A 24,030-nucleotide genomic window follows, 5' to 3' on the forward strand; every position below is an offset into this window, starting at 1 on the left:
ATTGGCTCAAGTTCCGCTCCCTGGCAAACACTGCACTTGCAGTTCATCGCCGGGCGCTGCGGCGGTGGCGCTGCGGTCCCGATCCCGGCAAGCCGCCAACACGTTGCCGACGATCAGGATCGCCGGGCTTTGCATGCTGCTGGCGGCGGCATCCTCGACCAGACGCCCCAACGTGCTGAGCAGGCGCCGTTCCTGGCCGGTGCTGGCGTTCTGCACCAGCGCGGCGGGGGTGCCCGCGCTCAGCGTGGTGGCCAGGCCGGCCTGGACAACGGCCAGGCGCTGCATGGCCATGTAGACCACCAGGGTCAGCCCCTGTGCCGCCGCCGCGCCCAGGGTGGGCCAGTGCAGCTCGGCATTCGCTTCGCCGGCATGGCCCGTCACCAGCAGCACGCCATGGGCATGGTCGCGGTGTGTCCAGGGCACGCCCAGCGCGGTGGCGGCAGCCAGGCCCGAAGAGATGCCGTTGACCACCTGCACCGGTATTCCGGCGGCGCGCAGGTGCTCGGCCTCCTCGCCGCCGCGACCGAAGACGAGCGGGTCTCCACCTTTCAGTCGGACCACGGTTTCGCCGCGCTGCGCTTCGGCGACCATGAGCTTGTGGATGAAGGCCTGCGCGGTACTCTTGCATCCGCCTCGTTTGCCCACGTGCACGATACGCGCGCTGCGCCGCGCATAGCGCAGCACTCCGGCCCCCACCAGGTCGTCGACGAGCAGCACGGTGGCGCAGCGGATGGCCTTGATGGCCCGCACGGTCAGCAAGTCCGGGTCGCCCGGGCCGGCACCGACCAGGCTGACGCTGCCGGGCGCGGCGACGCTGCTCATGGACGCCGCCCCCGCCCATGCACCAGCACGATCGAAAAATACGGCGTGACGCGGCCTTCGACCTGTGCCAGACGCACAACCTTCTGGCCCGGCATGGTGGCGAACTCGACCAGCCAGGCCTCGTCCAGACGGCCGGCGGTGGCCAGGGCTCGCCGCACCTTGTCGATGTGGCGGCCGATCTTCATCACCACCAGCGCTTCGCTGTCGGCCATGTGGCGTGCGAGCCTGGCTTCGGGCAGGGTGCCCATCAGCACGGTCAGCACGTCGTCGCCCCAGGTGATGGGCTGGCCCGTGACCGTCCACGCGCCCGACATGCCCGTGATGGCCGGCACCACCTGCACGGGGTGCGTCTCGACCAGCCGGGTGTAGAGGTGCATGAAGGAGCCATAGAAGAACGGGTCGCCCTCGCACAGCACCACCACGTCGTGGCCGGCGTCCGACAGCGCGCGCAGGTGCGCTGCGCACTCGACATAGAAGGCCGAGAGAGCATGGTTGTAAGCCGGGTCTTCCACCGGGATTTCGGTGGTGACGGGGTACTCCATCGCATGTTCCACCACGCCTTCGGGCAACAGCCCGTCGACGATGCGCCGCGCCTGTCCGGGCCGTCCGGCTTTGCGGAAATACGCGACGTGGGTGGCGCTGCGCAGCAAGCGGTGGGCGCGCACGGTCATCAGGTCCGGGTCGCCCGGGCCCAGGCCCAGGCCGTAGAGCGTGCCGAGTGAAGTCATTCCGAACGGCTCCCCAGCGCGTTGATCGCCGCCACCGTGATAGCGCTGCCGCCCAGCCGCCCGGCCACCGTGCAGCAAGGCGCGGGCTGCTCGGCCCACAGCGCCTCTTTCGATTCCGCCGCGCCGACGAAGCCGACCGGGCAGCCGACGATGGCCGCAGGCCGCGGGCAGGTCGGGTCTTGCAGCATGTTGAGCAGATGGAACAAGGCGGTCGGCGCATTGCCGATGGCCACCACGGCGCCTTGCAGGTGCGGCCGCCAGAGTTCCAGCGCGGCGGCGGAACGGGTGGTCGACATCGCCTTGGCCAGCTCGGGCACGGTCGGGTCGTGCAGGGTACATAGCACGTCGTTGCCACACGGCAGGCGCGAACGGGTCACCCCCTGGCTGACCATGCGCGCATCACACAGGATGGGCGCACCGGCCGCCAGGGCCGCCCGTGCCGCACGCACGAAGCCGGACGAGAAACGGAGGTGCGCTTCGAGCCCGATCAGGCCGGCGGCGTGGATCATGCGCACCGCCACCGGCTCGTCGTCGGCATCGAAGCGTGCGAGGTCGGCCTCGGCGCGGATCATCGCGAAGGAGCGTTGGTAGATGGCCGCGCCATCGGTTTCATAAACATGCATCAAAGGGCTCCGATGAATGAGCGCAGGGCCTCGGGGGACAGCCCTGTCTGCGATGGTGTGTCCCAGGCGCAGCCGTCGCGCACCAGATCGAATTTGCCGTTGCGGCCCACCAGGGTGATGTCGGCGGCGCGAGCGCGGGCGCAGCCTTTGGTGCAGCCGGACACATGCAGGCTGCGACGTGCGCCGGGGGCCACCGTCTCGAGAGCAGGCGCGAGTGCACGGGCCATTGCGCGGGTCTCCACCGTGGCCGAGGTACATGACGGTGCGCCGGGACAGGCGTCAATGCGCAACATGGGGTCGTCGGCCGCCGTGAGGAACTCGGTCGAATCGCGCCGCCCGCCAGCTTCCAGAATCAGTGCGCGGTGCGGCGTCAAGCGCAGCGCCGCTGCGCCGCTGTCGCGCAGCAGGCGAGCGAGCGCGGCTGCCTCGATCTGGCCGAATGCCACGCCGTAGACCGGCCCGAGCGCCGACATGCCGGGACGAGGCAATGCGGCTGACGGTGCCGGGGGTTCGAGCGGCTTCAGGTCGCGGGGAAGTGGGTGGGTGACCAGGTGGCGACTCATGCGCCTTGATGCAGGTTCAACCGATCCCGCCGTCGCCGCAAACCAGGCGGCCAGGGCGAGCGCCGTATCCACTGCACCAGCCGCGTGACCGGGTGGCCGGCCGCAGCACCATCGGCGCGCACGATCAGCCCGCCCGAGCGGCCGCGTTCGATGCGCACGTCGGCCGAGGCTTCAGCCAACACCGGGGCCGGCCCCGCATCCACCGCGAAACCGAACTTGGGCGGCAAGGCGGGCAGCTCGCCAAGGCGCGCCGCCAGCTCGGAGGCGATGCGCTCGGTGTCATCGCCCGCCTGCCAGCAGGGCGCCACGAGGATGGCGGGCCAGGCTTCCCGCGCCGCGTCGGCATCGAGCAGGCCCAGGCCGCAGAGTGCCTCAATCACCGCGTCATGGTGGCGTGGTGTCACACCGCGCAGCTGCAGGTTGGCTCGGTTGGTCAGGTCGATGAGCCCCGAACCCAAGCCTTGCGCCGCCTCGCAAAGCCCCATGGCTTGCGCGACCGTCAAGCGCGCCAGGCGTGGGCGCACGCGCACGAGCAGGCCATCGCCCGAGGCCATGGCGCGATGGGCGCCGGGGCACCAACCCTTGGCGGTCGGGCGCAAGCCGAGCGGGCCTGCGGGCGGGCCAGCAGCGTTTGGCAGGGCCAGGAGGGCCAGGCGGGTCATGCGCGCAAGCACCGGTTCAGCACGCCGGGCTCGAAGTGCCGGTCCACGAGATCGGCAAGTCCGTCCAGGCTGGCATCGAGGGTGGCCACCTCGGCGCCAAACAGCGCGCGCATCACGGCCGCCGATTCGAACAGGCCGTGGGCATAGGCGCCCAGCACCGGGCCGCGTTGCCAGCCGATCACGGTGCCGTGGCCATCGCGCAGCGCGGTGGCGAGCGCCGCGCCGGGCAGCGCATCAACGGGCTCGGTGATGCCGGTCCTGATCTCGTAGGCGGGGGTATCGATGCCGGCCAGCGCCTGCCAAGGTGGCTGCAAATCGTCGAAGCGTGCCTGCACGGCCAGCACGCGCTTGGGCGCGGCATAGCGTGTGCTCAGCGGCAGCAGGCCGAGGCCGGGCACGCTGCCCGGCGTCCCGTCCAGGCCTTGCGGATCGTTCAGCCAGGTGCCCAGCATCTGCAAGCCGCCGCAGACGCCCAGCACCCGTTTGCCCTGGGCCGCGTGACGGGCGATGGCGGCGTCCAGCCCACGCTCGCGCAGCCAGTGCAGGTCGCCGCTGACTTGCTTGGAGCCGGGAAGAATGATCCAGTCCGCCGCCTCCAGCTCGGCCGCGTGGCGCGCCCAGGTCAACCGCAGGCCGGGCACCTGGCGCAGCGGCTGGAACTCGTCGAGGTTGCTGATGCGTGGGTAGGCGACCACCGCCACGCGCTGGTGCGGCGCTTCGCCGTCGCCGATGGCGGCGGCGTCGAACACGCCGTCTTCGTCAGGCAGGCCATGGTCGCGCTGCATCGGCAGCACGCCGACGATGGGCACGTCCGTCAGCTGTCGCAAGCGGTCAGGCCCGGGCGCCAGCAAAGCCGCGTCACCGCGGAACTTGTTGAGCACGAAGCCGGCGAGCGTCGGCTTCAGGTCATCGGGCAGCAGCGCCCAGGTGCCGTAGAGGTGGGCGAAGGCGCCGCCGCGGTCGATGTCGGTGACAACCAGGCTCTTGAACTCGCCCGCCGCCTGCGCCCAGCGTGCAGTGCCGAGGTTCACATAGTCGTGCGCGGCGAGGTTGATCTCGGCCGGCGAGCCCGCACCCTCGATCACCAGCAGTTCGTGCTGGGCGTGCAGGCGCACGAAGCTTTCGTGCGCCGCGGTCGCCAGGTGGGCGCTGCGCTCGCGCCAGGGCAGGCGCGACAAGTCATCCGCCACGTGACCCTGCAACACCACCTGGCTGGAGGTGTCGCGCTCGGGCTTGAGCAGCACCGGGTTCATGTCCACCGTCGGCGGCACGCGCGCGGCCAGGGCCTGGAAATACTGCGCCGCGCCGATTTCGCCGAAGCCGCCGTCCGGCCCGGGCACCACCCGTGCGTTGTTGCTCATGTTTTGCGCCTTGAACGGCGCCACGTCGATGCCCCGCTGCGCAGCCCAGCGGCACAGCGCGGTGGCCAACAGGCTCTTGCCTGCACCGCTGCTGCTGCCCCAGACCATCAGGCTGCGCGTCATGCAATGCCCCCGCGGAACTGGCGCCTGGCGGCAACGCGACCATTGTCGGCAGCGTCCAGCACTCGCCATGGCGCGGCACGACGGGCCACTGGTCGGCCCGGACGGGCAACGGCTGCGCGCAGGCCAGCCATCGCCGTGCCAGCATCCAACCGGCGTGCGCCACGATGACCACGGGTGCTGCGGGCGCTTGCCAGGCCGCCACGCGCGCAAACAGCTCGTGAAGGGTTTCACCGCCGCCGGGGCGGTGGTGTAGGAACTCTGCACACCAGGCATCGACCTCTTTCCTTGGGATCTGCGACCAGGGCAGGCCGTCCCAGCGGCCGAAGTCCATTTCGAGCAACGCGGGCAGCCGCTCGTGCCGCCAGCCCCAGCGCTGCAGCCATTGCCCGACGGCTGCGCAGCGGAGCAGCGGCGAGGTCAGCACCCGTCGCGGCAGGCCGCGTAGGCGTGCGGCGCGGCGGATGCGGTGCGCCAACCGCTTGGCACGCCGCCGGTCGATGCCGATGTCGGTGCGGCCGATACAGCGGCCCGCCGCTTCCTGTGCTCGCGGGTGTCGCCAGACCCACAACTGTCCGCCAGGCTCAAGCACGGGACCCCCGGTGAACGGCAACCAGGCGAGCCAGGTCAACAGGCCGACCAATTCGACGATCTGCTGCGTGGCGCCCAGCGTGTCGCCGGTGAAACCGCCCAGCCGGTGGTGCAGCCAGCGCGCGCAACACAGCGTGGCCGATGCGCATGCCGCCAGGGCAGACAGGGCCACCCAAAGCGCAGCCGTCCAGGAAGAAGCCTCGGTCCAGACCGTGACCCACACGGCTGCACCGCTGGCGACCCCGACCCAGACCAGCGCGAAGCCCAAGCCGCGGCCGCTCGCCCGCGTGGCCAATGGCTTGGCCTTCGCGTGCTCGGCATCGCCGGCATAGGGCAGACGCCACACCAGCCACACCGGGGCGGCGCGCGACACCGCGTGCGACCAGATCAAGGCCATGGCTGCCCATGCCAGGCCATCGGTCTGCGCGGCGCTCGCCAGGCCCGCCACCGCCGTCACCTTCAGCACCAGGGCCAGCACCAGCGCCACCGCACCGTAGCTGCCGATGCGCGAGTCCTTCATGATGGCAAGCGCGCGTTCGCGGCTCACCGCGCCACCCAGCGCATCGCAGGTGTCGGCCAGGCCGTCTTCGTGGAAAGCGCCGGTCAGCCATACCGTTGCCACCAGGCTGACGGTGGAGGCCACCAGTGGAGGCCACAGCAGCAGCGCGAACCAGAATATCGCCGCTGCCCAGGCCCCGACGCAGGCTCCGACCAGCGGAAAGTGGCGCAGGCAGGCCTGCAGCCAGGCGGGCTCGAAGCCCAGGCGGCGCGGCACCGGCACGCGCGTCAGGAACTGCAGCGCGATGAAGAACAGACGCAGCTCTTGTGTCATCGCGACGGGTCGGCGCCGGGTTCGGGATCGGACTGACGGCTCACGCCGGCCGACTCGAAGCTGGCCATCTCGCCCAGCAGCCGGCAAGCTGAATCGAGCAGCGGCCAGGCCAGCGCAGCGCCCGAACCCTCGCCCAGCCGCAGGCCCAGGGTCAACAGCGGTTGCGCCTCCAGGGCGCGAAGCATCAGCGCATGGCCGGCTTCGTCGGAGCAATGGGCGAAGACGCAGCGCGACAGCACCGTGGGCTGCAGGCGAGCCGCGATGAGAACGGCGCTGCTGGCGATGAATCCGTCGACGACGATCACCCGGCGCTCGAGCGCTGCCTGCAGCACCGCGCCGGACATCATCGCGATCTCGAAGCCGCCGAAGGCCGCCAGTGCGGCGAGCGGTGCGGTCGCTTGGGCGTGACGCGCCAACACGTCGCGCAGCACGCGCACCTTGCGCGCCAGGCCGGCATCGTCCAGCCCCGTGCCGCGGCCGACACACAGCTCGATGGACTGATCCGTTAGGCGCGCCAGCAGCAGCGCCGCGGCCGAAGTGTTGCCGATGCCCATCTCGCCAATGAGCAGCGCGTTGCCAGGCAGGGCCTGCACCACCTCGCGGCCGGCGGTGATGGCCGCAGCGCATTGCGCTTCGCTCATCGCCGGGCCGGCCAGCGCATCGGCGGTGCCGGGACCGATCTTGCGTTGCACCAGGCCGGGCCGGGGCGCGAAGTCGTGGCGCACGCCAGCGTCCACCACCGTCAGGGCCAGGCCATGCTGGCGTGCCAGCACGCTGACCGCCGCGCCACCGGCGAGGAAGTTCTCCACCATCTGCCAGGTCACGTCGCTCGGATAGGCCGAGACGCCTTGCGCTGCCAAGCCGTGGTCGGCCGCAAAGACCACGAGTTGGGGCTGATCCAGGCGTGGGCTGCTGGTACCAAGGATGCAGCCGATCTGGACGGCTAGCGTTTCGAGCCGGCCCAGGGAGCCCAGCGGTTTGGTCTTGCCATCGACACGGGCCTGCAGCGCGCTGCGCAGCGTTGCGTCGTCCAATTCAGGGATGTTGGGGATCATGGGTGCGCCGTTTCGACGGAAGTGGAGACAGGGTGGTGATCGGTGGCCAGCAGCCGCAAGGCGCTGTGCAGCGCTTCGAGCGCCTCCGGCGGCTGCGCCGAAACGCGCATCCAACCCGGCAGGCCAAACGAGGTGGTGTCCCGCACGGCCAGGCCGTGGCGCCGCAGGGCCGCGGGCTGAATCGCGGCCGGCCGGTGCGCGCAAAGAAACGGTGTCACGCTGGGCGCAGGTTGCAGGCCCAGGTCTGCCAGCCCGGCGCGCAGTGAGTCTGTCCAGGTGCGCAGTGTGATGCGCGCATCGGCCAGCCAGGCTTGGGTGGCCGGTTCGGTCCAGCATTCGAGCAAGCCGACGGCGTGGGCACCCAGCGGCCAGGAGGGTTCGGCGGCGTGCAGCGTATCGCACCAGGTTTGCAGTGGCCATGCTGCACCCGCCGGTGCGATGGCATAGGCACCGCGGACGCCCGGCAGGCCCAACGCCTTGTTCGGGCTGTAGAGCCGGAACACGGCATCCTCGGCGTCGCTAGCCCAGCGCGGCGCGCCACTGAGCCGGAGCGGCGCATACGCCGCGTCCAGCACCGTGGGCGTGGCCCCCGGGTCGTGCGGCGGCGCGGCGTCCTGGCCCAGCGGGCTGCCGGGATCGGCGCACCAGCGCAGCGTGGCGGTGGCGTCTTCGGTGCGCACCACGGCGCGGCCGCAGGCCTGTGCCGCCACCGCGTAGTCGCCATAGGCCAGCGCTGGCACGGCAACCGGCCCGGGTGCGAGCCGCTGGCCTACGGCCGTGATGCGCTGGATGAACTCGCTCGCGCTGGCCGCGAGCAGGATGCGTCGCTCGTCGACGCCATGCCACACCGCCAAGCGCTGGCGCAGCGCGTGGTAGCCGGGGTCGGGGTAGCGGGTGGCGTCAGCTCGGGCCAGCGCCTGCACGGCCTGCGGGCAGGGGCCTGCGGCGTTGACGTTGGTGGAGAAATCCCAGCGGACGGGGCCCTGGGCGTCGGGGCCGCCGTGCGGGCGGGCGATGGTGGCCGCCCTCACATCGATCTCCCTGCACAAGCCAGGACCGCTGCCGCCATCGCCAGCCATGCGGCCCGCGAGGCGATGCGCAGCGCTTTGGCCGTGTCGGCAGCCGACGGTGACGGCGACTGCCCGTTCAGTGCATAAACCCCTGGCTTGCGCAAACGCACACCCAGGCGCAGCGCCATCGCGCCCATCGGCCAGCCGCCATTCGGCGACGGCGTGCGCGCGGCTTCGATGCGCAACAGGGGCCAGTCCTGCAAGGCAGGCCACAGCAGCAGCGCGGTCAAGCGCGCCGGCAGCCAAGACAGCAGGTCGTCGGCCCGCGCCGCGAACTTGCCCGCCCATTCGTAGCGATCTCGGTAGCCCCACATCGCATCGGCGGTGTTGGCAAAGCGGTAGACCACCGCGCCGGGCAGGCCCGCGACCGCGAACCAGAACAGCGGTGCCACCACCGAATCGTTCAGATTCTCGGCCAGGGTCTCAATGGCCGTCTCGCGGATCTCGGCTTGGTTCATCGCGCTCACGTTGCGGCTGGCCAAGCGCGACACCCGTTCGCGGCCCGCTTCCAGCGACTGCGCCAGCGCGTGCTCGACCGCCTGAACCTCGTCGCGCAGCATGCGCCATGCGAAGCAGGGTTTGAGCGCCAGTGCGAGCAGCAAGGCGCCGGCTGCCCACGGCAAGGCGGGGACCGCGCTTTCGGCGCCGTGGGCCATGACAGCCAGCGCGGCGGCGATGACTCCCCATGCCAGCGCGCCGCCGATGAACGCCGGCACGCGGCGCCAAGCGCACAGCCGCTGACCGAGCGGCCCGAGCAGCCGGCCCAGCCAGGCAACAGGATGCAGGGCGTTGGGCGGTTCACCGACGGCCGCGTCCAGCGTCCAGGCGACCAGCAATGCGGCGGGCATCGTGCAGTCCACCGGGTTCAGGCCATCACTGCCGGCAGGCATGGCGGCAGCTTGGCAAGGATGCCGCTGCGAAGGCGTTCCGGGCGCTCGTTGCGGGGCAGCGCGCCGTCGGCGCTGTGCGCGTGCAGGCGCGCACAGGCCAGCACCTGCGCGGCAGTTTCTGCATCGGCGGCCAGATCGCCGAAGTAGTACGTGGGCTTGCCTGGGGCTTGCAGCGCAACCGTGCAGGATCGGGCGCAGCCGCTCATGCAGGCGATGCCGCGCACGTGCAGGCCGGCAGCCCGGCCTTCGGTTTGCAGGGCCTGGACGGCCTCGAGCAAGGCCTGGCCGGAGGGCGGCAGCTCGCGCGATGCGCCTGCGGGCCGACAGGTGGTGCAGACGATGATTTCGGTGACGGGTGCGGTGGGCATGGGGTACGGTGCTTCAGGGCTCAAGAGGGCTCTTCAGGGTTCCATTCAGGGCTCATTCAGGCCGGCTTGCCCGGCGGTGTTCCGCACCCCAGCGCATCGCCCAGGCGGCGCAGCGGCCGATGGCGCGCGCCGGTTCGTCGAAGTCGACGATGACGATGCGTTGCGCGGCCTGGGGTGCGGCCGGTTGTTCCAACGTGCGGCCATCGGTCAACAGCCACAGCCACGATTCGGCTGGGCCGTTGCGGCGCGCGGCGCGGCGCAGCACCTGCTCGGCCTGAGCCAATGCATGCGTCAGCGGTGTGCCACCACCGCCGCCCAGAGGCCGCACCTGCGCACCGCCGGCGGCACGCGCCCGGCCGGGTGGCAGCCGCAGTTCCACGCCCTGGCCCCCGAAGCACAGCAGTGCCACGTCGTCGCCGGCGCGCGCCGCCTGCTCGATCAGCCACGTGGCATGCCCCTTGGCCAGCGCCAGCCGCCCGCGCTGGCGCATCGAGCCCGAGGTGTCGAGCACGATGAGGTGCAAGCGGGCCGGTTGCGCGACCCGCAGCGTGTGGCGCAGGTGCGCCCGTTGCAGCGGCTGCGGGCCCTTGGCGAGCAAGCTGGGTAGCCAGGCGATCGCGGCACATGTTTGCCTCGCGACGTGGCGCGTTGGGGCTGCCGGCCGCAGATGAGGAGGCGGGGCGGGCCACCGCAGACCGCCTTGCCCTGGGCGCGGGTGGCGGCTGCGGTGGCTCAGGCTTTTTTTTCATGCCAGCCTCCCAGAGACAGCACGCGCGTGGTGGCTTCGGGGCGCGGCGGCAGCGCGCCCCAATCTCCCTCCGGTGCCGGGTTGGCCGGTGGGTCGCGATGTAGGCGGTCGGCACGCTGATTCGCTGCCATCGGTGGCGCTGGATGCCGGTCCGCTTGCGGCTTCGGCGCAGAGGCGCCCGTGCCCTCCGTCCGGCGGTGCGCCAGAGCCAGTTCCGCCACCGCATCCACATCGGCCGGCGTCACCTCGGTGCGGCCCTCGAAGGCCGCCAGCGCACGCGCCGCGCGCAGCATCACCAGATCGGCCCGCATGCCGTCCACGCCCGCGGCCAGCGCGCAGCTTGCGGCACGGTGCAGCACCGCATCGGGCCAGGTCAAACGCGGCAGCGCCGCACGCGCGGCGGAAATGGCATCGGCCAGACGGGCTTGCTCGCCAGCATGCTGTTCCGCCGCCGCGAGCGGGTGCTCATCGAAGCCCAGGCGGGCACGCAGAATCGCCGTGCGCTGCTCGGCGTTGGCCGGGTTGACCAGCGCCACCGACAGGCCGAAGCGGTCCAGCAGCTGCGGGCGCAGGTCGCCTTCTTCAGGGTTCATCGTGCCCACCAGCACGAAGCGTGCGGCATGCTGCTGCGAGATGCCGTCGCGCTCGACGGTGTTGACGCCGCTGGCGGCCACGTCGAGCAGCGCATCGACCAGCGCATCGGGCAGCAAGTTGACTTCATCGACATACAGCACGCCGTGGTGGGCGCGCGCCAGCAGGCCGGGTGCGAGGCGCAGCCGGCCGTCGCGCAGCACGTCTTCCACGTTCAGCGTGCCCACCAGTTGCTCCACGCTTGCAGCCAGCGGCAGCGTGATGAAGGGTGCGGGAAGTGACGGGGACACCGACGGCAGCAGCGCTGCCAGCGCCCGTGCGGCAGTGGACTTGGCGGTGCCGCGCGGGCCGCTGATAAGCACGCCGGCGATGCCCGGGTCGATGGCCGCGAGCAGCAGCGCTCGTTGCAGCTCAGGCTGACCAATCAGCGCGCTGAAGGGGAAGGCCGCTTGGGTGGCGGCCTCGATGGTCACGGTGGATGTGCCGGACATGGATGCAGCAGTCGATGCGGGTGTCATGCCGGGAGTCATCAGAGAGGCCCTTCGCCGTGTTCTTCGAGCCGGCGTTCCAGCGCCAGCAGGTGGTGTTCGATGCGCTCGCGATGATCGCCAGGCGCTTGCCACAGCCCGCGCTGCATCGCATCCAGCAGCCTCTCGCCGATGCCGCGCAGCGCCAGTGGGTTGTGCTGCTGTAGGAACTCGCGCGTAGCGTCGTCGTGCAGGTAGGCGTCGGCCACCAGCGCGTACTGGTGGTCGCCCACCACGCCGGTGGTGGCGCCGTAGGCGAACAGGTTGTCCACCGTGGTGGCGATCTCGGACGCGCCCTTGTAGCCGTGACGGCGCACGCCATCTAGCCACTTGGGGTTGACGGCGCGCGCGCGCACCACACGCGCGACCTCCTCGCGCAGCGTGCGGATGCGCGGCGACCCCGGCACGCTGAAATCGCCGTGGTACAGCGCCGCCGGAGCGCCAGCCAAGTGCTGCACTGCCGCTGCCATGCCGCCCTGGAACTGGGCGTGGTCGGCAGCGTCGAGCACGTCGTGCTCGCGGTTGTCCTGGTTGTGCAGCACCGCGTCGAGCCGTGCCAGCCGCTGCTCGAAGGGCTGACGCGCGGCAGCGCCGTGCCCGCCCTGCCCGTAGGCGAAGGCACCGGCCTGCAGGTAGGCCTGAGCGATGTCGGTGCCGTCTTGCCACCGCCCGCTGTTCAAGACCTCCTGCACGCCCACGCCGTAGCCGCCCGGGCGTGGGCCGAAGACGCGCCAGGTGGCCTGGCGTTGCGCGTCGTCCTCGCTCCGGCCGGCAGCCCGCGCCTCGGCGGCTTCGCGCTGCACGCGGGCGCGGATCGGGTTCACGTCGTCAGGCTCGTCGGCCTCGCTGATGGCGGCCACGGCGCGCACGGCGGTGTCGAACAAGTCGATCACGTTCGGGAAGGCGTCGCGGAAAAAACCCGACACGCGCAAGGTCACGTCCACCCGGGGCCGGTTGCGGATAGCCATCGGCAGCACCTCGATGTCGATCACCCGCGCACTGCCGTCGGCCCACTTCGGCCGCACGCCGAGCAGCGCGAACGCCTGCGCCACGTCTTCACCCCCGGTACGCATGGTGCTCGTGCCCCAGACCGACAAGCCCACCGCGCCAGGCATCTCGCCATGGTCCTGCAGGTGGCGTTCGATCACCCGTTCGGCGGCGGCCGCGCCCATTGCGTAGGCAGTAGGGGTGGGCACGGCGCGGGTGTCCACCGAGTAGAAATTGCGCCCGGTGGGCAGCACGTCGGGCCGGCCGCGCGACGGCGCGCCGCTGGGGCCGGGTGGCACGAAACGGCCGGCCAGGCCGCGCAGCAGTTGCGCCATCTCCTGCGGGCCGCAGGCGTCGAGCCGTGGGCGTAGCACCTCGCGCAGCCGTTGCAGTACCGGCGCGGTGTGGGGCCAACCCGTGTCGTCGAATGCCTCGGGCACAGCGCCGGCGCTCGCTTGATCCGCCAATACGTGATCTGCCACCACGTGCTCCGCCACCATGCCCGCGGCCAGCAATTCCAGCCGCTCACGTGTGTGGCCGGCGTGGCGCCACGCCTCGGGCTGAGCTCCTGCAGAAGGTGCGGACGCGGGCCGCTCCACGGCGCGGCCCAGTCGGGGCTGAGTGCGTTGAAGCCGTCCACGCCCTCGATCTGCAGGTCTTGCGCCAGCGCCACCAGCAGGCTCTGCTGGCCTGCCGCTTTGCCTCCGGAAAAACGCGCCAGCGCGATCAGCGTGTCGACGCGCTGGCGTCCCTGCGGCGAGCTGCCGAGGGTGTGCAACCCGTCGCGGATCTGTGATTCCTTGATCTCGCACAGGTAGGCGTCCAGGCGCTCGAGCAAGCCTTCACGCGCTGTGTCATCGGCGGGCCGCGTGACACCCAGTTCTTCGTGCAGGCCTTCGCGCAGAACCCGGTCGAGCATGTCTTCACGCAGCCGCCGTGCGCGCCGCGGGTCGAGCGACAGGGCCTCGTAATACTCGTCCATCTGCCGCTCGAGCTGTTGCAGCGGGCCGTAGGTTTCGGCGCGCGTCATCGCCGGCATCAGGTGGTCGATGATGACGGCCTGGGTGCGCCGCTTGGCCTGGCTGCCTTCGCCGGGGTCGTTGACGATGAAGGGGTAGAGGTGCGGCAGCGGGCCGAGGATGGCATCAGGCCAGCAGGCCGCACTCAGTGCAACGCTCTTGCCCGGCAGCCATTCGAGGTTGCCATGCGTGCCCACGTGAACCACCGCATCCACCTGGAAGGCGCGGCGCAGCCAGAAGTAGAAGGCCAGGTAGTGGTGCGGCGGCACCAGATCGGCGTCGTGGTAAGTCGCCGCCAGGTCCATGTCGCGCCCGCGGGCCGGCTGTATGCCAACAAAGACGTGGCCGAAGCGCAGCCCGGCAATCATGAAGCGGCCGCTGCGCAACGTTGGATCGTGCTCGGGCGCGCCCCAGCGCGCGATGACGGCGGCGCGGCTGTCGGTGGGAAGCCGATCGAAGTCTTCCAGGTAGTCGGGCAGGGAGAAGCTCTGCGCGGCCGGGCGTGCGTCGTTGGCGCTGTGGTCGTTGGTGATGCCGCGCAGCAGCGCGGCGATCAGGGCATCGCCGCTGTCAGGCAGATCGCCACAGGCGTAGCCGGCAGCCTGCAAGGCCCGAAGAACGGCTACGGTGGAAGCCGGTGTGTCCAGCCCCACGCCGTTGGCGATGCGCGAATCGTCGATGGGGTAATTGGCAAGGATCAGCGCGATGCGCTTGTCGGCATTGGGCTTGTCGCGCAGCACGCACCAGCGGCGCGCGAGTTCGGCCACGAAGGCCATGCGCTCGGGCTCCGCTTCGTAGCGGATCACGTCGAGCTGGGTGTGCTCGCAGCGCCAGGCCAGCCCCTTGAAGCTGATTGCGCGAGTGAGGATGCGGCCATCGACCTCGGGCAGCACCACCTGCATCGCCAAGTCGCGCGGCGCCAGGCCGTGCGGGTCGGCCAGCCACTGCGCTTGCGAGCAGCCGGCGGTGATGAGTTGGAGCACAGGTGCGTCACCGGCCAACGCGGCGGATGAAGTGTCGCCGTCGCCATGGGTGCCGCCATCGATAGCCGCCACGGCGAAGTTCGTCGCGTTCAGCACGATGGCCACGCGGTGCTCAGCCACCAGGGCTTGCACTGCCGCATGGCTGTCCGGGTTCTTGAGTGAATCCACTGCGAGCGCCAGCGCGTTCAGGCCGGCGGAGGCCAGCGCACGCAGCATCGCATCGAACACCGCCGTGTTGCCGGCTTGCAAATGCGCGCGGTAGAACAGCAGCAGTGCCACCGGCGCACCGGATGTCCACGCGGACCGGCTGGCAGCATCTTGCGGTCGATAGTGCACCGCCGAAGGCAAGGGGACCGGTAGCGGCGGCCGGCCGCCCAGGCCGAACGCGGCATGGCCGATGAGCGAGAAGAAGGCCTGCGCGTTGTCGCGCCCGCCTTCGCGCAGGCAGCGCCACAAATGCCGGCAATCGTCTTGCGGTGCGGAGCTACGCAGCAGCAGCTGCGTGTCTTCGAAGGCATCGCCCGAGAACATCGCCAACCACAAGCCGCGCTCGCGTGCCAGCGAGGTCGCGCGCTCCACCACGTAGGCCCAGTCGCTCGGGCTGCCCAAGTGATCGATTACCAGCACGCGGGCATGGCGCAGCACATCATCGACGTACAGGTCCACCGAGGCCGGCTGGCGCAGCCACATCAGGTTGGCCAGGCGCACGCTGGGGTAGTCGGGGCCGAGCTGCGCCGCGACGTCGGCCAGCAGCGACAGGGTGGTGTCGGCGGCGCTCAGCACCACCACCGAGCCGGGCGTCTGCGCCACCCGCACCACGCCCTGGCCACCGTCTTCAATGTGGCCGCCGGGGCGGGTAGACAGCAGGTGCATGGGCTGCTTAAAGTGGCTTCGATGGCTTCGGGGTTGGGTGCGTCAGGCTGCAGCGGTCGCCGCCAACTCACCGTCCAGTTCGGCCTGCAAGACCGCCGCATCCAGCTCGGCACCGATCAAGACTAGGCGCGACTGCCGGGTTTCGTCGACGCGCCAGGGCCGATCGAAATAACTGTCGAAGCGCGAGCCCACGCCTTGCACCACCAGCCGCATTGCAGCGCCGGGCAGCGCGACGAAGCCCTTGGCGCGGTAGATCTCGTGGCGCTCGACCAGGCTGCGCAAGGCGACCAGCAGGCGTTCACGGTCGGGGACTTGCAAGCTCACCGAGACCGAGTCGAAGGCGTCGTGGTCGTGGTCCTCCTCCTCGTCGTGGTGGGTCTTGCGCTGGTCGATCGCATCTTCCACCGCGCGCTCCAGGCCCAGCAGCACACCCAGGTCGATGCGACCGTGCTGTGCATGCACCAGCTTCACGCCGGGCGCGGTTTCGATGCGGATGGTGGCTTCGACGCCGGCCAGGGCGGCGGCGTCCAGGCCGTCCGTCTTGTGCACCACGACCAGGTCGGCGGTGGCGAGCTGGTCTTCGAACAGTTCGGCCAGCGGCGAGTCGTGGTCGAGGTTGCCGTCGGCACGGCGCTGGGCATCCACCGCCACCGGGTCGTCGGCAAAGCGGCCAGCGGCCACGGCGGGCGCATCCACCACCGTGATCACTGCATCGACCGTGAAGGCGTTGCGCAGCGCCGGCCACTGGAAGGCCTGCACCAGCGGCTTGGGCAAGGCCAGGCCCGAGGTCTCGATGACGAGGTGGTCGATCTGCTCGCGCCGCGCGGCCAGTTGTTCCATCACCGGCGCAAATTCTTCCTGCACGGTGCAGCACAGGCAGCCGTTGGCCAGCTCGAACAACTGCCCGTTGGGCGCGCCGGCCTCGTCGCAGCCGATGCCGCAGCCGCGCAGCAGTTCACCGTCGATTCCGAGCTCACCGAACTCGTTGACGATGACGGCGATGCGTCGGCCCTGGGCGTTTTGAAGCAGGTGGCGCAGCAGGGTGGTCTTGCCGCTGCCGAGGAAGCCAGTGACGATGGTGGCGGGGATCTTGCGGGTCTGCATGGTGCGGTTCCTGGAGGTGTTGGTTGGGTGCGGGTCGTGGTGGTGAGGCGATCAGTCCTCGATGCCACGCTGCGCCGGCACGCCGGCTTTGAAGTGGTGCTTGATGAGCGTCATCTCGGTCACCGTGTCGGCCAGGGCGATCAGCTCGTCCGGCGCGTTGCGGCCGGTGAGGACCACATGCACGTGCGGCGGTCGCTCGCGCAGGCAGGCCAGCACAGGCTCGAGCGGCATCCAGCCATAGCGCAGCGGTACATGATCTCGTCGAGCACCACCATGAAGTGCTCGCCCGCGCGCACCGTGGCCTCGGCCCGGGCCCAGCCGGCGCGGGCCAGCTCGGCCGAATGCTCGAGGTCGCGGCTCTTCCAGCTGAAGCCGTCGCCCAGGCCTTCTATGGGCATGCCCAGTTGCTCGAACAAGCGGTGCTCGCCGAAGCGCGCCGAGGGCACTTTCATGAACTGATAGACCTTCACCGTTTTACCTCGACCGAAGGCGCGCAAAGCCAGGCCGAACGCGGCCGTGCTCTTGCCCTTGCCGGTGCCGGTGTGAACGATGACCAGGCCACGCCGCTCGCCTTGTGGCTTGGGCGTGTCACGCAGCAGAGGTGGGGCTTCGATGTCCATGGTTGCGGGGCGAGTTGCGGCAGCGGCCGGCGATTAGGGTTTGAACAACGCAGCGACGGCCGCCGGATTGCTCGGGAAATACAGGTGCATGAACGACGCGAACAGCCGCCCTTTGCGGAACACCGGTTCAGGCTGGCCGTGGTGCCGCTGGGCCTGCGTGTGCAGCGCGGCAGGCAAGCGCACGTCGATGCGCGCGTGGTGGAAGGTGTGCCCACGCACCTCGCCTTCGGGCAGCGCCAGGCTGTGCATACCGAGGTTGACGAGGCGGTCCGCCATTGCCCCTTGGCCCGGGCAGCAAGCCCAGCATCGGCGCTCTGTGGCCAGCGGCGTCGGTGAGCGACTCCAGCAGCGCCAACATGCCGCCGCACTCGGCCACCAGCGGCCGACCGGCCGCGTGGTGGGCGCAGATGGATTCGCGAGATGCGGTGTTGCCCGCCAGCGCTGGCAGGTGCAGTTCGGGGTAACCGCCGGGCAGGTACAGCGCATGGGCCCCGGCCGGCACCGGCTGGTTGGCCAGCGGAGAGAAGAAGCACAGCTCGGCACCCAGGGCACGCAGCGTGTCGAGGTTGGAGCGGTAGAGGAACGAGAAGGCCGCGTCCCGGGCAATGGCGATGGTGACTCCGGCCAACGTGGACGGCAGTGCTGCCGATGCCGAGGTTGGAGGCGCGTCGAAGTCCACGGCCGGCGGCATCGGCAGCGCGCCGCTGTCGCCCAGCGCCTGGGCGGCGGCCGCGATGCGCTGGGCCATGTCGCCCACCTCGCCAGCCTGAACCAGACCCAAGTGGCGCGATGGCAGCGCGTAGTGCTCGCCGCGGGGCAGCGCGCCGTACCAGGCAATGCCGGCAGGCAGGCTCTCGTGCAGCATCTGCGCGTGTCCGGCGCTGCCCACGCGATTGGCCAGCACGCCGGTCAGCCGCAAGCCCGGGCGGTAGGTGGCCAGCCCGTGGGCTACGGCGCCGAAGGTTTGCGCCATCGCCGAGGCATCGATCACCGCCAGCACTGGCAACCCGAAGTGCAGGGCCAGATCGGCACTCGACGGCGTGCCATCGTGCAGACCCATGACGCCTTCGACCAGGATCAGGTCAGCCTGCGCCGCCGCGCTGTGCAGCAGCCCGGCGCAGTGCGCGGCGCCGCCCATCCACAGGTCGAGTTGCTGCACCGGCGCGCCGCTGGCGCATTCCAGCACCATCGGATCCAGGAAGTCGGGACCTGTCTTGAAGACGCGCACGCGCCGGCCCTGGCTGCGGTGCGAGTGCGCCAACGCGGCGGTGACGGTGGTCTTGCCCTGGCCCGAAGCCGGGGCCGTGACCAGCAAGGCCGGGCATGGACGCGCCTCCAGGCAGGGGGAAACAATCATGGTCGAGAAGCCAACAGACAAGCTCGGTCCCTTGACATGATCTTTCCGGGGGTCACCGCGCTGCTTCAGCCGCGCTGGCCGATGCCGGGTTCGATGCGCCCAATACAACAAGCAAGTGCGGCTTCAACCAGCGCGCGAACAGCGGGCCCGCGACTGCGGCCATCGTGAACCAGAACGACAGCGAGGCCCAGGTGGTGGCCCAGATGAAGTCATGCCCCAGCTTCAGCAGGCTGGCATGCGCTTCGCCGCTGTAGCCGGCGAGCGCGTCGCCTTCGAGTTCGGGCGCTCCGACGACGAAGGGCACGGCCAGCAGCACCGCAGCGACCGGCCAGCGCCAGCGAGACGATGCGAAGCCGAGCGTCGCGAACGCAGAGGCCGAACACACCACTGCCAACAGCCACCAGGCCTGACGCGCGTGCAGCGGCGCGACCTCCATGCCCGGCACTTCGGCCGGCAAGCCGAGCGAGGGCCACAGATGCAGGCTCAGCCAACCGGCCGCGGATACCACCGCCGCGACCCGCAGTGCCGGAGTGGCGTTGCCACGCTTCCAGACCCACAGCGCCATCACCACGAATACCAGCAGCGCCAGGCTGAAGGCGTGCAGCACATTCGCCACCCACGTCCAGGTGCTGCGCTCGGTGCCAGCAGCGGGCTCCCAGGCAGCGTCATCGTGATGGTGTTCATTCTCGGCAGCGGCAGCATGTTCGTGCGCCACCGCCGCCACCGGCGCGGCTTTTTGGTCTTCGAACACCTCGGCGGCCAGGATGAGGGGCACCGCCTGCCAGCGCTGCACCGCGAACTGCACGCTGCCGACGAACAGGGCTGCGACTAGCGCACACCAGATCAAACGTTGGAACAACATGGCAGTCTCCTGTCAGTGGCAGGGTTTGACGGTGATGTGGCGCACGTCGTGCGCAGCGTTGTGCGCCAGCGGACTGTCGGCAAACGCGACGCCGTACAGCACCGCCATGCCGAGTGCCCCGGCAGCAGCGAGTTGGCGCAACACACCGCGCACCGCGGTGTGGGTGGGCGTTGAAGCGGGAACGTAGGTCGGCATGTTCATGAATGGTTCCTTGGGTGAGTGGGCTGGCGGGCTATTGCGACCGTGGCACTGCGCCCCTGGGCGCCCCGGTGTTTGTGTGTTTCGACCCGCAGGCGGGTAGCAGCGCGCAGCAACGCAAAGCGTTGGTCGCGGTCATTCCTTCACCTTCATCTCGATGCCGGCCACCATCAGCGTGACGCGCTCGCAGAAGGTGGCCACGAGCTGGTGCAGTGTGCCCAGCGCATCAAGATAGCGGCGCACCTCACTGCCCAGCGGTGCCACGCCCATGCCGATCTCGTTGGACACCAGTACCACAGGCCCCATTGCATTGCGCAGGGCATCGCACAGGTCCGCCTGCTGCTGAAGCCAGGTCGGCTCATCCAGCCGCGGCCCCACCATCGGCATCAATCGCTGCGTCAACCACACGGTCAGGCAGTCGACGATCACGAGCCTCTGGGGTGCGCACCACTCGCGCAACGCAGCCGGCAGATCGTCTGACACTTCCAGGGTCTGCAGATCCGGGACGTGCAACGCGCGCTGCTCACGGTGACGCGCGATGCGTTCGCGCATCTCGTCGTCACCGGGCGTTGCCGTCGCGATCAACAGCGCGCGTTGCCCGGAAACTTGCAGCCAGTCTTTCGCGCGCAACTCCGCACAACGAGACTTGCCGCTCTTGCCGCCGCCGAGGATCAGCTCGTGCATGTGCAGGCCTCAACGCCCACAGCAGCGCAGCATGACGAAGGCCGAATGCGACCTGAAGAGAATACGAGCCATGATGGAACCGCCGTGCCAACCGTGCTCGCCCGCTTCCCCGCGGGCACGCACCTCAAGGTGCGCCGTCTACACGGCGCACCGCCTCGTTGGCCGGTATCCGGGCTGGCGGAGACGACTCGTGTTCCCTTCCCAGGCGACACCGCTTTCGCAGCGCGCACCCAGTGGGTTGTAGACACGAGCGGTGAGCACAAGGCTCACGTCCGCTTACCGTTGCGGGGGCAGCTCAGGTTGGGGCGGTGCCGCAGATCCGCTTTGAACTACGGCGCTGCCCTTCCTGATTCCCGTTGAACTGCTTTGGCTGGAAAGCCAAAGCGAGCACCAACGCCTTCATGATAGCGGAAGGCCTTTAGTCGTGACCGCGGTCGGTAGCTGGATCCTCACGCAATCTTATCGACGATGTGTCTCGAGTCCCCATGGATGCGCATCTACTTGGTGGCGCATTACACCAAGGCTTTCGGCACACGGCGCCTTCTGAGTCCACTTCCGGGCGCTTCTTTGAATGCTTTGGATTACAGCTCGGGGTCGTCAGCTGCACAAAGCGCGGCCCCAGCCGACGGGTCAGCGCATCGCCCCTTTGCCGACGTTCCACGTCCGCAGCCGGTTCCGGTTCGGTCCACCAGCGGGGTCACGCTTCATCGGTCAGGCTGGGCTGCCACCCTGCCGGCAGCGCGCTCGACCAGCACGTCCGCATACCTCTCGAGGTTGAACCTGAACGTGCCGCGGAAGTTGATGTGCGAGAAGTGCGCCGGCCCGATTCGCCGCAACCAGTCCTCCTCGATCCCGACGCCATCACCTTTGAGGCGGGCCACGACGCCGTCCATGCGGTTCGTGTTCCAGGCCAGCACGATGTTGGTCAGCAGCGCATGAGCGCCTGAGATGGCCACCATCTCCTGCCGCCGCCGGCCTCGGTCATGCGCCACGTGTCCGCCGTGGATCGCTCGTTGCAACTGGTGCACCGATTCGCCTCGGTTGAGCAGCGTGTGAATCTCGCGCCGATAGTCCGGGATGGCCAGGTAGTCGCACAAGAACAGCGTTCGCAGCAAGCGCCCCAGGTGTTCCGCGGCGCGATGCAGCGGATCGCCGACGGCGGCCGAGCCCAGGCCGTGGATGGCATGCGCCGCAGAAACCTTGCCGGCCCGAATGGAGGCGACCAGGCGCACCAGGTCGTCCCATCCACGCTCGATCGCCTTGACCGATATCCTGCGCACGGTGACGACTTCCAGGCTCTCCGGCACCGGCCACCCCCTGGGCACGAACAGCTTGCGCTCCCTCAGGTCCTGCAGACGCGGGCACAGGTCGAAACCCAGCAGCTTGGCGATCGCCATGGCCACGTTCGTGACGCCATGCGTATCCACGGCCAGCAACGAGATGCGGATGCGGTCCTCGGCGCGGTTGTGCTGCTCGACACCCTCGACGGCCACGCCGGCCTGTCGTTCGTTCAGCACAATGGGCTGGTCGTAGAACAAACCCCAGCGGTCGCGAACGTGCGTGTACATGCCGGCGGCATACGTGCGCCGCCGCGGGTCCACCCGTGCTGTCCACAAGTGCCGGCTGGCGTCCAAGGCCATCATGTCGGCCGAACCCTTGCTGCCGTCACCCCACAAAGCGGCGATCGGCACGGCGTTCTGGTACTCCGAGACACGTTCGTTGGCCCGGCGCAGCCTGCCGCTGAACTCAATGGCCCGCATCGCCGTGGCGATGTGCGCCGCGTCGATGCCCGGGATCATCGAGCCCACGCCCTTGGCGTCGATGTCGGTGCCGTGGGCAAGGAGGGCGCCATAAGCGGCCAACAGCTCGTTGCTTGACGAGGGTCGGCGGGCCAGCAACGCCTCGCTGAAATGCGTCGCCGCGTCGACCTCCATCAGTAGGTCTGGAAGCTGCACCTGGCCAATGTGTTTGAAGACGGCCTCCCTTGTCTTTCGCGGCTCGACCTCTTCGTCCAGCGGACGAATCGGCGGCAGGTGCAGCAGCTTGTCGGCGCCGATCTCCACGTGTCCCTGATCGGCGGCCTCGGCCAGCGCCGACAGGCCCACGGACATGCCGGCCAGGATAGGCTCCAGAAACGCCATCGCCTGCACCGGCAGGCCGAGGATCTGATGGTGTTGTTCCCTGGTGCTTGTCCAGTCTTTGTCCGCCAGGAGCATCGATTCGCGGGCGCGGAAGGTGATCGAATGGTTCACCCAGGCGCTGCCACGGCGCAGGCTCTTGCGCAGGGCCATCATCGTGCTGGCCTCGAATGCGCGGTAGCGGGATTGTGGATCCAGGTCGCTGACGATTGCGCTCCAGGCCGCACCCACCGGTGGCAGCTCGAAATCCGGTGGGACCTCTTTGGTGTTCAGCGCCTGCAACATCGACCAAGCTTGCCACTGTTCGTAGCCGGTGTCCCCGGGCGTCCCAGCAAAGTCAATGTCGCGCAGACCCGCCAGGTGGGCGTGAACGCGGCGGCTGTCTTCTGCCAGCGCCCTGCGCACCTGCGAGGCAAAGGTGGCCATGGATACGTCGCCGATGTCGTCCAACATGGCGCGCGCCTCCAGCACGCGGTCGCGCCAGGTCTTCGTCTCGTCGTGAAGTACCGACTTCGCCTTGATGGCCTGCTGCAAGGTCGCGCCGCTGCTGCGGGATCGTCCCGTTTGGACCCGTTCGGCCGCGCGGCGAAATAGATCCTGGCTGCGGCGCGATGCCTGCATCAGCGCCGCGTCGGTCAACTCCAAAAGTGTGACGCGCAGGAAGCAAGCGATCTCCACGGTCTGTCGCTGCTGTTCGATGCGCGCGGTCATCGACGGCCGCCGCATCTGTACGTGAGCGGCGTAGGCCTGCTGCTTGCTCAGCGCAATGGGGTCCAGCGCCCAGTTGTGCGCACCGAGCTCCTTCAATGCGCGAACCTTCTCCAGTGTCTCTACCATCGTGCTGGGGGCGTGACGCTTGGGCGGTGTCTTGAGCCATTCAAGGTGGCTGCCCATCAACCCACCAGCCTGGGGCGAGTAGGCCCAGTCGATGGCCCTGCGCAGGGCCGCCTTGCCGATCGCCGCCTCGATCGTTGCGGCCATGGCCGCCTCCGTGGTGTCGAACGCCCTGCGCGCCCAATCCGCCAAGCGTCGAGGACCGGGGATCACGATTCGGCGGTCGTACAACCACAGGCGCGCGGTTTCGGCCAGGTCGTCGGGATGGGCGGCTTCGAGCGCGGCAATTGTGAGGACTTGTTCAAGCTGTTCGACCTGAGCGTCGTCGAGGTCCTGCAGGCCCAGGTAAGCGCGCGCCCAGGCCTGATGCTCGTACAGGGTCTGGCGACGTTCGTACAGGGACCTCAGGCTCGCGATGCTCACTGCCGGAGTTGCAAGTGCCTCGCAAACGGACCGCAGCAGCATCTTTGGAACGGACGCGAATCTGTCCATTGGGCGGCCACTCGCCCGCAAGAAGAGCATCTGGATTGCAGCCGCGACGCGGCGGTCGTGGCGGAACCGCTCGGAGATCGCGGCGATGTCGTCCTTGCTCAGGCAAAAGGCTTGTCGGACGTCGAACTCGGACAGCCTGGTCGGCAGGCGCTCCACGCCGATGAAGCGTTTTGCGTACGACACGGCGGGATGCTCCAGGGAGTCGAAACCGCAAATCTACCTGGGTGCCGTCATTTGAGAACCCCTAGCTGCTCAGGCCCGGTTTAGGCTCGAGAGGCGCCCGGCGACGGGGGACCGTGTCAATTTGCTGGAAAGATACGATTACCCC

Annotated in this window: 17 protein-coding genes, 4 pseudogenes and 1 riboswitch; all 21 genes and pseudogenes read right to left on the minus strand. The window is 69.6% G+C overall.

The genetic code is table 11. The annotated features are described in order from the left end of the window. Positions 1-6: 6 nt before the first annotated feature. The gene (gene cobA / locus Y694_RS06325) at positions 7-822 is read right to left on the minus strand and encodes a uroporphyrinogen-III C-methyltransferase (protein ID WP_031943535.1); all 816 of its coding nucleotides are present in this window, start codon (positions 820-822) and stop codon (positions 7-9) included. Then, on the minus strand, positions 819-1,550 hold the full coding sequence (locus tag Y694_RS06330) for a precorrin-2 C(20)-methyltransferase (RefSeq protein ID WP_031943534.1): 732 nt from the start codon (positions 1,548-1,550) through the stop codon (positions 819-821). Before Y694_RS06330 ends, cobA begins: the two co-directional genes overlap by 4 nt. Further along, on the minus strand, positions 1,547-2,173 hold the full coding sequence (locus Y694_RS06335) for a precorrin-8X methylmutase (RefSeq protein ID WP_031943533.1): 627 nt from the start codon (positions 2,171-2,173) through the stop codon (positions 1,547-1,549). The genes Y694_RS06330 and Y694_RS06335 overlap by 4 nt, the downstream gene beginning before the upstream one ends. Next, the gene (locus Y694_RS24735; protein ID WP_031943532.1) at positions 2,173-2,736 is read right to left on the minus strand and encodes a sulfite reductase; all 564 of its coding nucleotides are present in this window, start codon (positions 2,734-2,736) and stop codon (positions 2,173-2,175) included. Before Y694_RS24735 ends, Y694_RS06335 begins: the two co-directional genes overlap by 1 nt. Next, entirely contained in the window at positions 2,733-3,398 is a 666-nt protein-coding gene (locus Y694_RS24740) for a hypothetical protein (RefSeq protein WP_031943531.1), read from the minus strand. Before Y694_RS24740 ends, Y694_RS24735 begins: the two co-directional genes overlap by 4 nt. Beyond that, complete coding sequence (locus Y694_RS06345) at positions 3,395-4,882, minus strand: cobyric acid synthase (protein ID WP_031943530.1); 1,488 nt, start codon at positions 4,880-4,882, stop codon at positions 3,395-3,397. Before Y694_RS06345 ends, Y694_RS24740 begins: the two co-directional genes overlap by 4 nt. Before the next feature lie 148 nt (positions 4,883-5,030). Beyond that, positions 5,031-6,302 (minus strand): annotated as a pseudogene (gene cobS, locus Y694_RS26680) (adenosylcobinamide-GDP ribazoletransferase); the annotation flags it as partial. After that, the gene (cobT, locus tag Y694_RS06355) at positions 6,299-7,357 is read right to left on the minus strand and encodes a nicotinate-nucleotide--dimethylbenzimidazole phosphoribosyltransferase (RefSeq protein ID WP_031943528.1); all 1,059 of its coding nucleotides are present in this window, start codon (positions 7,355-7,357) and stop codon (positions 6,299-6,301) included. The pseudogene cobS and the gene cobT, both read right to left, overlap by 4 nt. Further along, on the minus strand, positions 7,354-8,388 hold the full coding sequence (locus tag Y694_RS06360) for an aminotransferase class I/II-fold pyridoxal phosphate-dependent enzyme (RefSeq protein ID WP_031943527.1): 1,035 nt from the start codon (positions 8,386-8,388) through the stop codon (positions 7,354-7,356). Before Y694_RS06360 ends, cobT begins: the two co-directional genes overlap by 4 nt. After that, positions 8,385-9,317, minus strand: coding sequence for an adenosylcobinamide-phosphate synthase CbiB (gene cbiB / locus Y694_RS06365; protein ID WP_031943526.1), 933 nt, complete (start codon positions 9,315-9,317; stop codon positions 8,385-8,387). The genes Y694_RS06360 and cbiB overlap by 4 nt, the downstream gene beginning before the upstream one ends. Further along, a complete protein-coding gene (locus Y694_RS06370; protein ID WP_031943525.1) occupies positions 9,293-9,685 on the minus strand; it encodes a DUF1636 domain-containing protein in 393 nt (130 codons plus the stop codon). The genes cbiB and Y694_RS06370 overlap by 25 nt, the downstream gene beginning before the upstream one ends. A 52-nt stretch (positions 9,686-9,737) precedes the next feature. Then, entirely contained in the window at positions 9,738-10,283 is a 546-nt protein-coding gene (locus Y694_RS06375) for a VWA domain-containing protein (protein WP_031943524.1), read from the minus strand. Between the two features lie 134 nt (positions 10,284-10,417). Further along, positions 10,418-11,515: an ATP-binding protein gene (locus Y694_RS06380; RefSeq protein ID WP_031943523.1), complete on the minus strand. Its 1,098-nt coding sequence runs from the start codon at positions 11,513-11,515 to the stop codon at positions 10,418-10,420. A gap of 38 nt (positions 11,516-11,553) precedes the next feature. Then, positions 11,554-15,413, minus strand: a pseudogene (gene cobN / locus Y694_RS06385) (cobaltochelatase subunit CobN). Between the two features lie 42 nt (positions 15,414-15,455). Then, entirely contained in the window at positions 15,456-16,517 is a 1,062-nt protein-coding gene (gene cobW / locus Y694_RS06390) for a cobalamin biosynthesis protein CobW (RefSeq protein WP_031943521.1), read from the minus strand. Positions 16,518-16,568: 51 nt separating this feature from the next. Next, positions 16,569-17,137, minus strand: a pseudogene (cobO, locus tag Y694_RS06395) (cob(I)yrinic acid a,c-diamide adenosyltransferase). A 33-nt stretch (positions 17,138-17,170) separates the two neighbouring features. Further along, positions 17,171-18,494: pseudogene (locus Y694_RS06400) on the minus strand (cobyrinate a,c-diamide synthase). A gap of 52 nt (positions 18,495-18,546) precedes the next feature. Then, complete coding sequence (locus Y694_RS06405; protein ID WP_031943517.1) at positions 18,547-19,356, minus strand: CbtA family protein; 810 nt, start codon at positions 19,354-19,356, stop codon at positions 18,547-18,549. Positions 19,357-19,368: 12 nt separating this feature from the next. After that, positions 19,369-19,557 (minus strand): CbtB domain-containing protein, encoded by a 189-nt coding sequence (locus tag Y694_RS06410; protein ID WP_031943516.1) that lies wholly within the window; start codon positions 19,555-19,557, stop codon positions 19,369-19,371. A 132-nt stretch (positions 19,558-19,689) separates the two neighbouring features. Next, positions 19,690-20,238 (minus strand): bifunctional adenosylcobinamide kinase/adenosylcobinamide-phosphate guanylyltransferase, encoded by a 549-nt coding sequence (locus tag Y694_RS06415; RefSeq protein ID WP_031943515.1) that lies wholly within the window; start codon positions 20,236-20,238, stop codon positions 19,690-19,692. Between the two features lie 142 nt (positions 20,239-20,380). Further along, a riboswitch (cobalamin riboswitch) is annotated at positions 20,381-20,648 on the minus strand. A gap of 294 nt (positions 20,649-20,942) precedes the next feature. Continuing rightward, positions 20,943-23,885, minus strand: a complete 2,943-nt coding sequence (locus Y694_RS06420) for a Tn3 family transposase (protein ID WP_031943514.1) — start codon at positions 23,883-23,885, stop codon at positions 20,943-20,945. Between the last annotated feature and the right edge of the window lie 145 nt (positions 23,886-24,030).

The sequence above is a fragment of the Methylibium sp. T29-B genome, assembly GCF_000576225.1.
In the GTDB taxonomy this organism is placed as follows: domain Bacteria; phylum Pseudomonadota; class Gammaproteobacteria; order Burkholderiales; family Burkholderiaceae_C; genus Methylibium; species Methylibium petroleiphilum.

Bases quoted from the DNA above. Each gene is read 5' to 3' on its own strand.
- cobA (WP_031943535.1), bottom strand. From the start codon at position 822: ATGAGCAGCGTCGCCGCGCCCGGCAGCGTCAGCCTGGTCGGTGCCGGC.
- Y694_RS06330 (WP_031943534.1), bottom strand. From the start codon at position 1,550: ATGACTTCACTCGGCACGCTCTACGGCCTGGGCCTGGGCCCGGGCGAC.
- Y694_RS06335 (WP_031943533.1), bottom strand. From the start codon at position 2,173: ATGCATGTTTATGAAACCGATGGCGCGGCCATCTACCAACGCTCCTTC.
- Y694_RS24735 (WP_031943532.1), bottom strand. From the start codon at position 2,736: ATGAGTCGCCACCTGGTCACCCACCCACTTCCCCGCGACCTGAAGCCG.
- Y694_RS24740 (WP_031943531.1), bottom strand. From the start codon at position 3,398: ATGACCCGCCTGGCCCTCCTGGCCCTGCCAAACGCTGCTGGCCCGCCC.
- Y694_RS06345 (WP_031943530.1), bottom strand. From the start codon at position 4,882: ATGACGCGCAGCCTGATGGTCTGGGGCAGCAGCAGCGGTGCAGGCAAG.
- cobT (WP_031943528.1), bottom strand. From the start codon at position 7,357: ATGATCCCCAACATCCCTGAATTGGACGACGCAACGCTGCGCAGCGCG.
- cbiB (WP_031943526.1), bottom strand. From the start codon at position 9,317: ATGCCTGCCGGCAGTGATGGCCTGAACCCGGTGGACTGCACGATGCCC.
- Y694_RS06370 (WP_031943525.1), bottom strand. From the start codon at position 9,685: ATGCCCACCGCACCCGTCACCGAAATCATCGTCTGCACCACCTGTCGG.
- Y694_RS06380 (WP_031943523.1), bottom strand. From the start codon at position 11,515: ATGTCCGGCACATCCACCGTGACCATCGAGGCCGCCACCCAAGCGGCC.
- cobW (WP_031943521.1), bottom strand. From the start codon at position 16,517: ATGCAGACCCGCAAGATCCCCGCCACCATCGTCACTGGCTTCCTCGGC.
- Y694_RS06405 (WP_031943517.1), bottom strand. From the start codon at position 19,356: ATGTTGTTCCAACGTTTGATCTGGTGTGCGCTAGTCGCAGCCCTGTTC.
- Y694_RS06410 (WP_031943516.1), bottom strand. From the start codon at position 19,557: ATGAACATGCCGACCTACGTTCCCGCTTCAACGCCCACCCACACCGCG.
- Y694_RS06415 (WP_031943515.1), bottom strand. From the start codon at position 20,238: ATGCACGAGCTGATCCTCGGCGGCGGCAAGAGCGGCAAGTCTCGTTGT.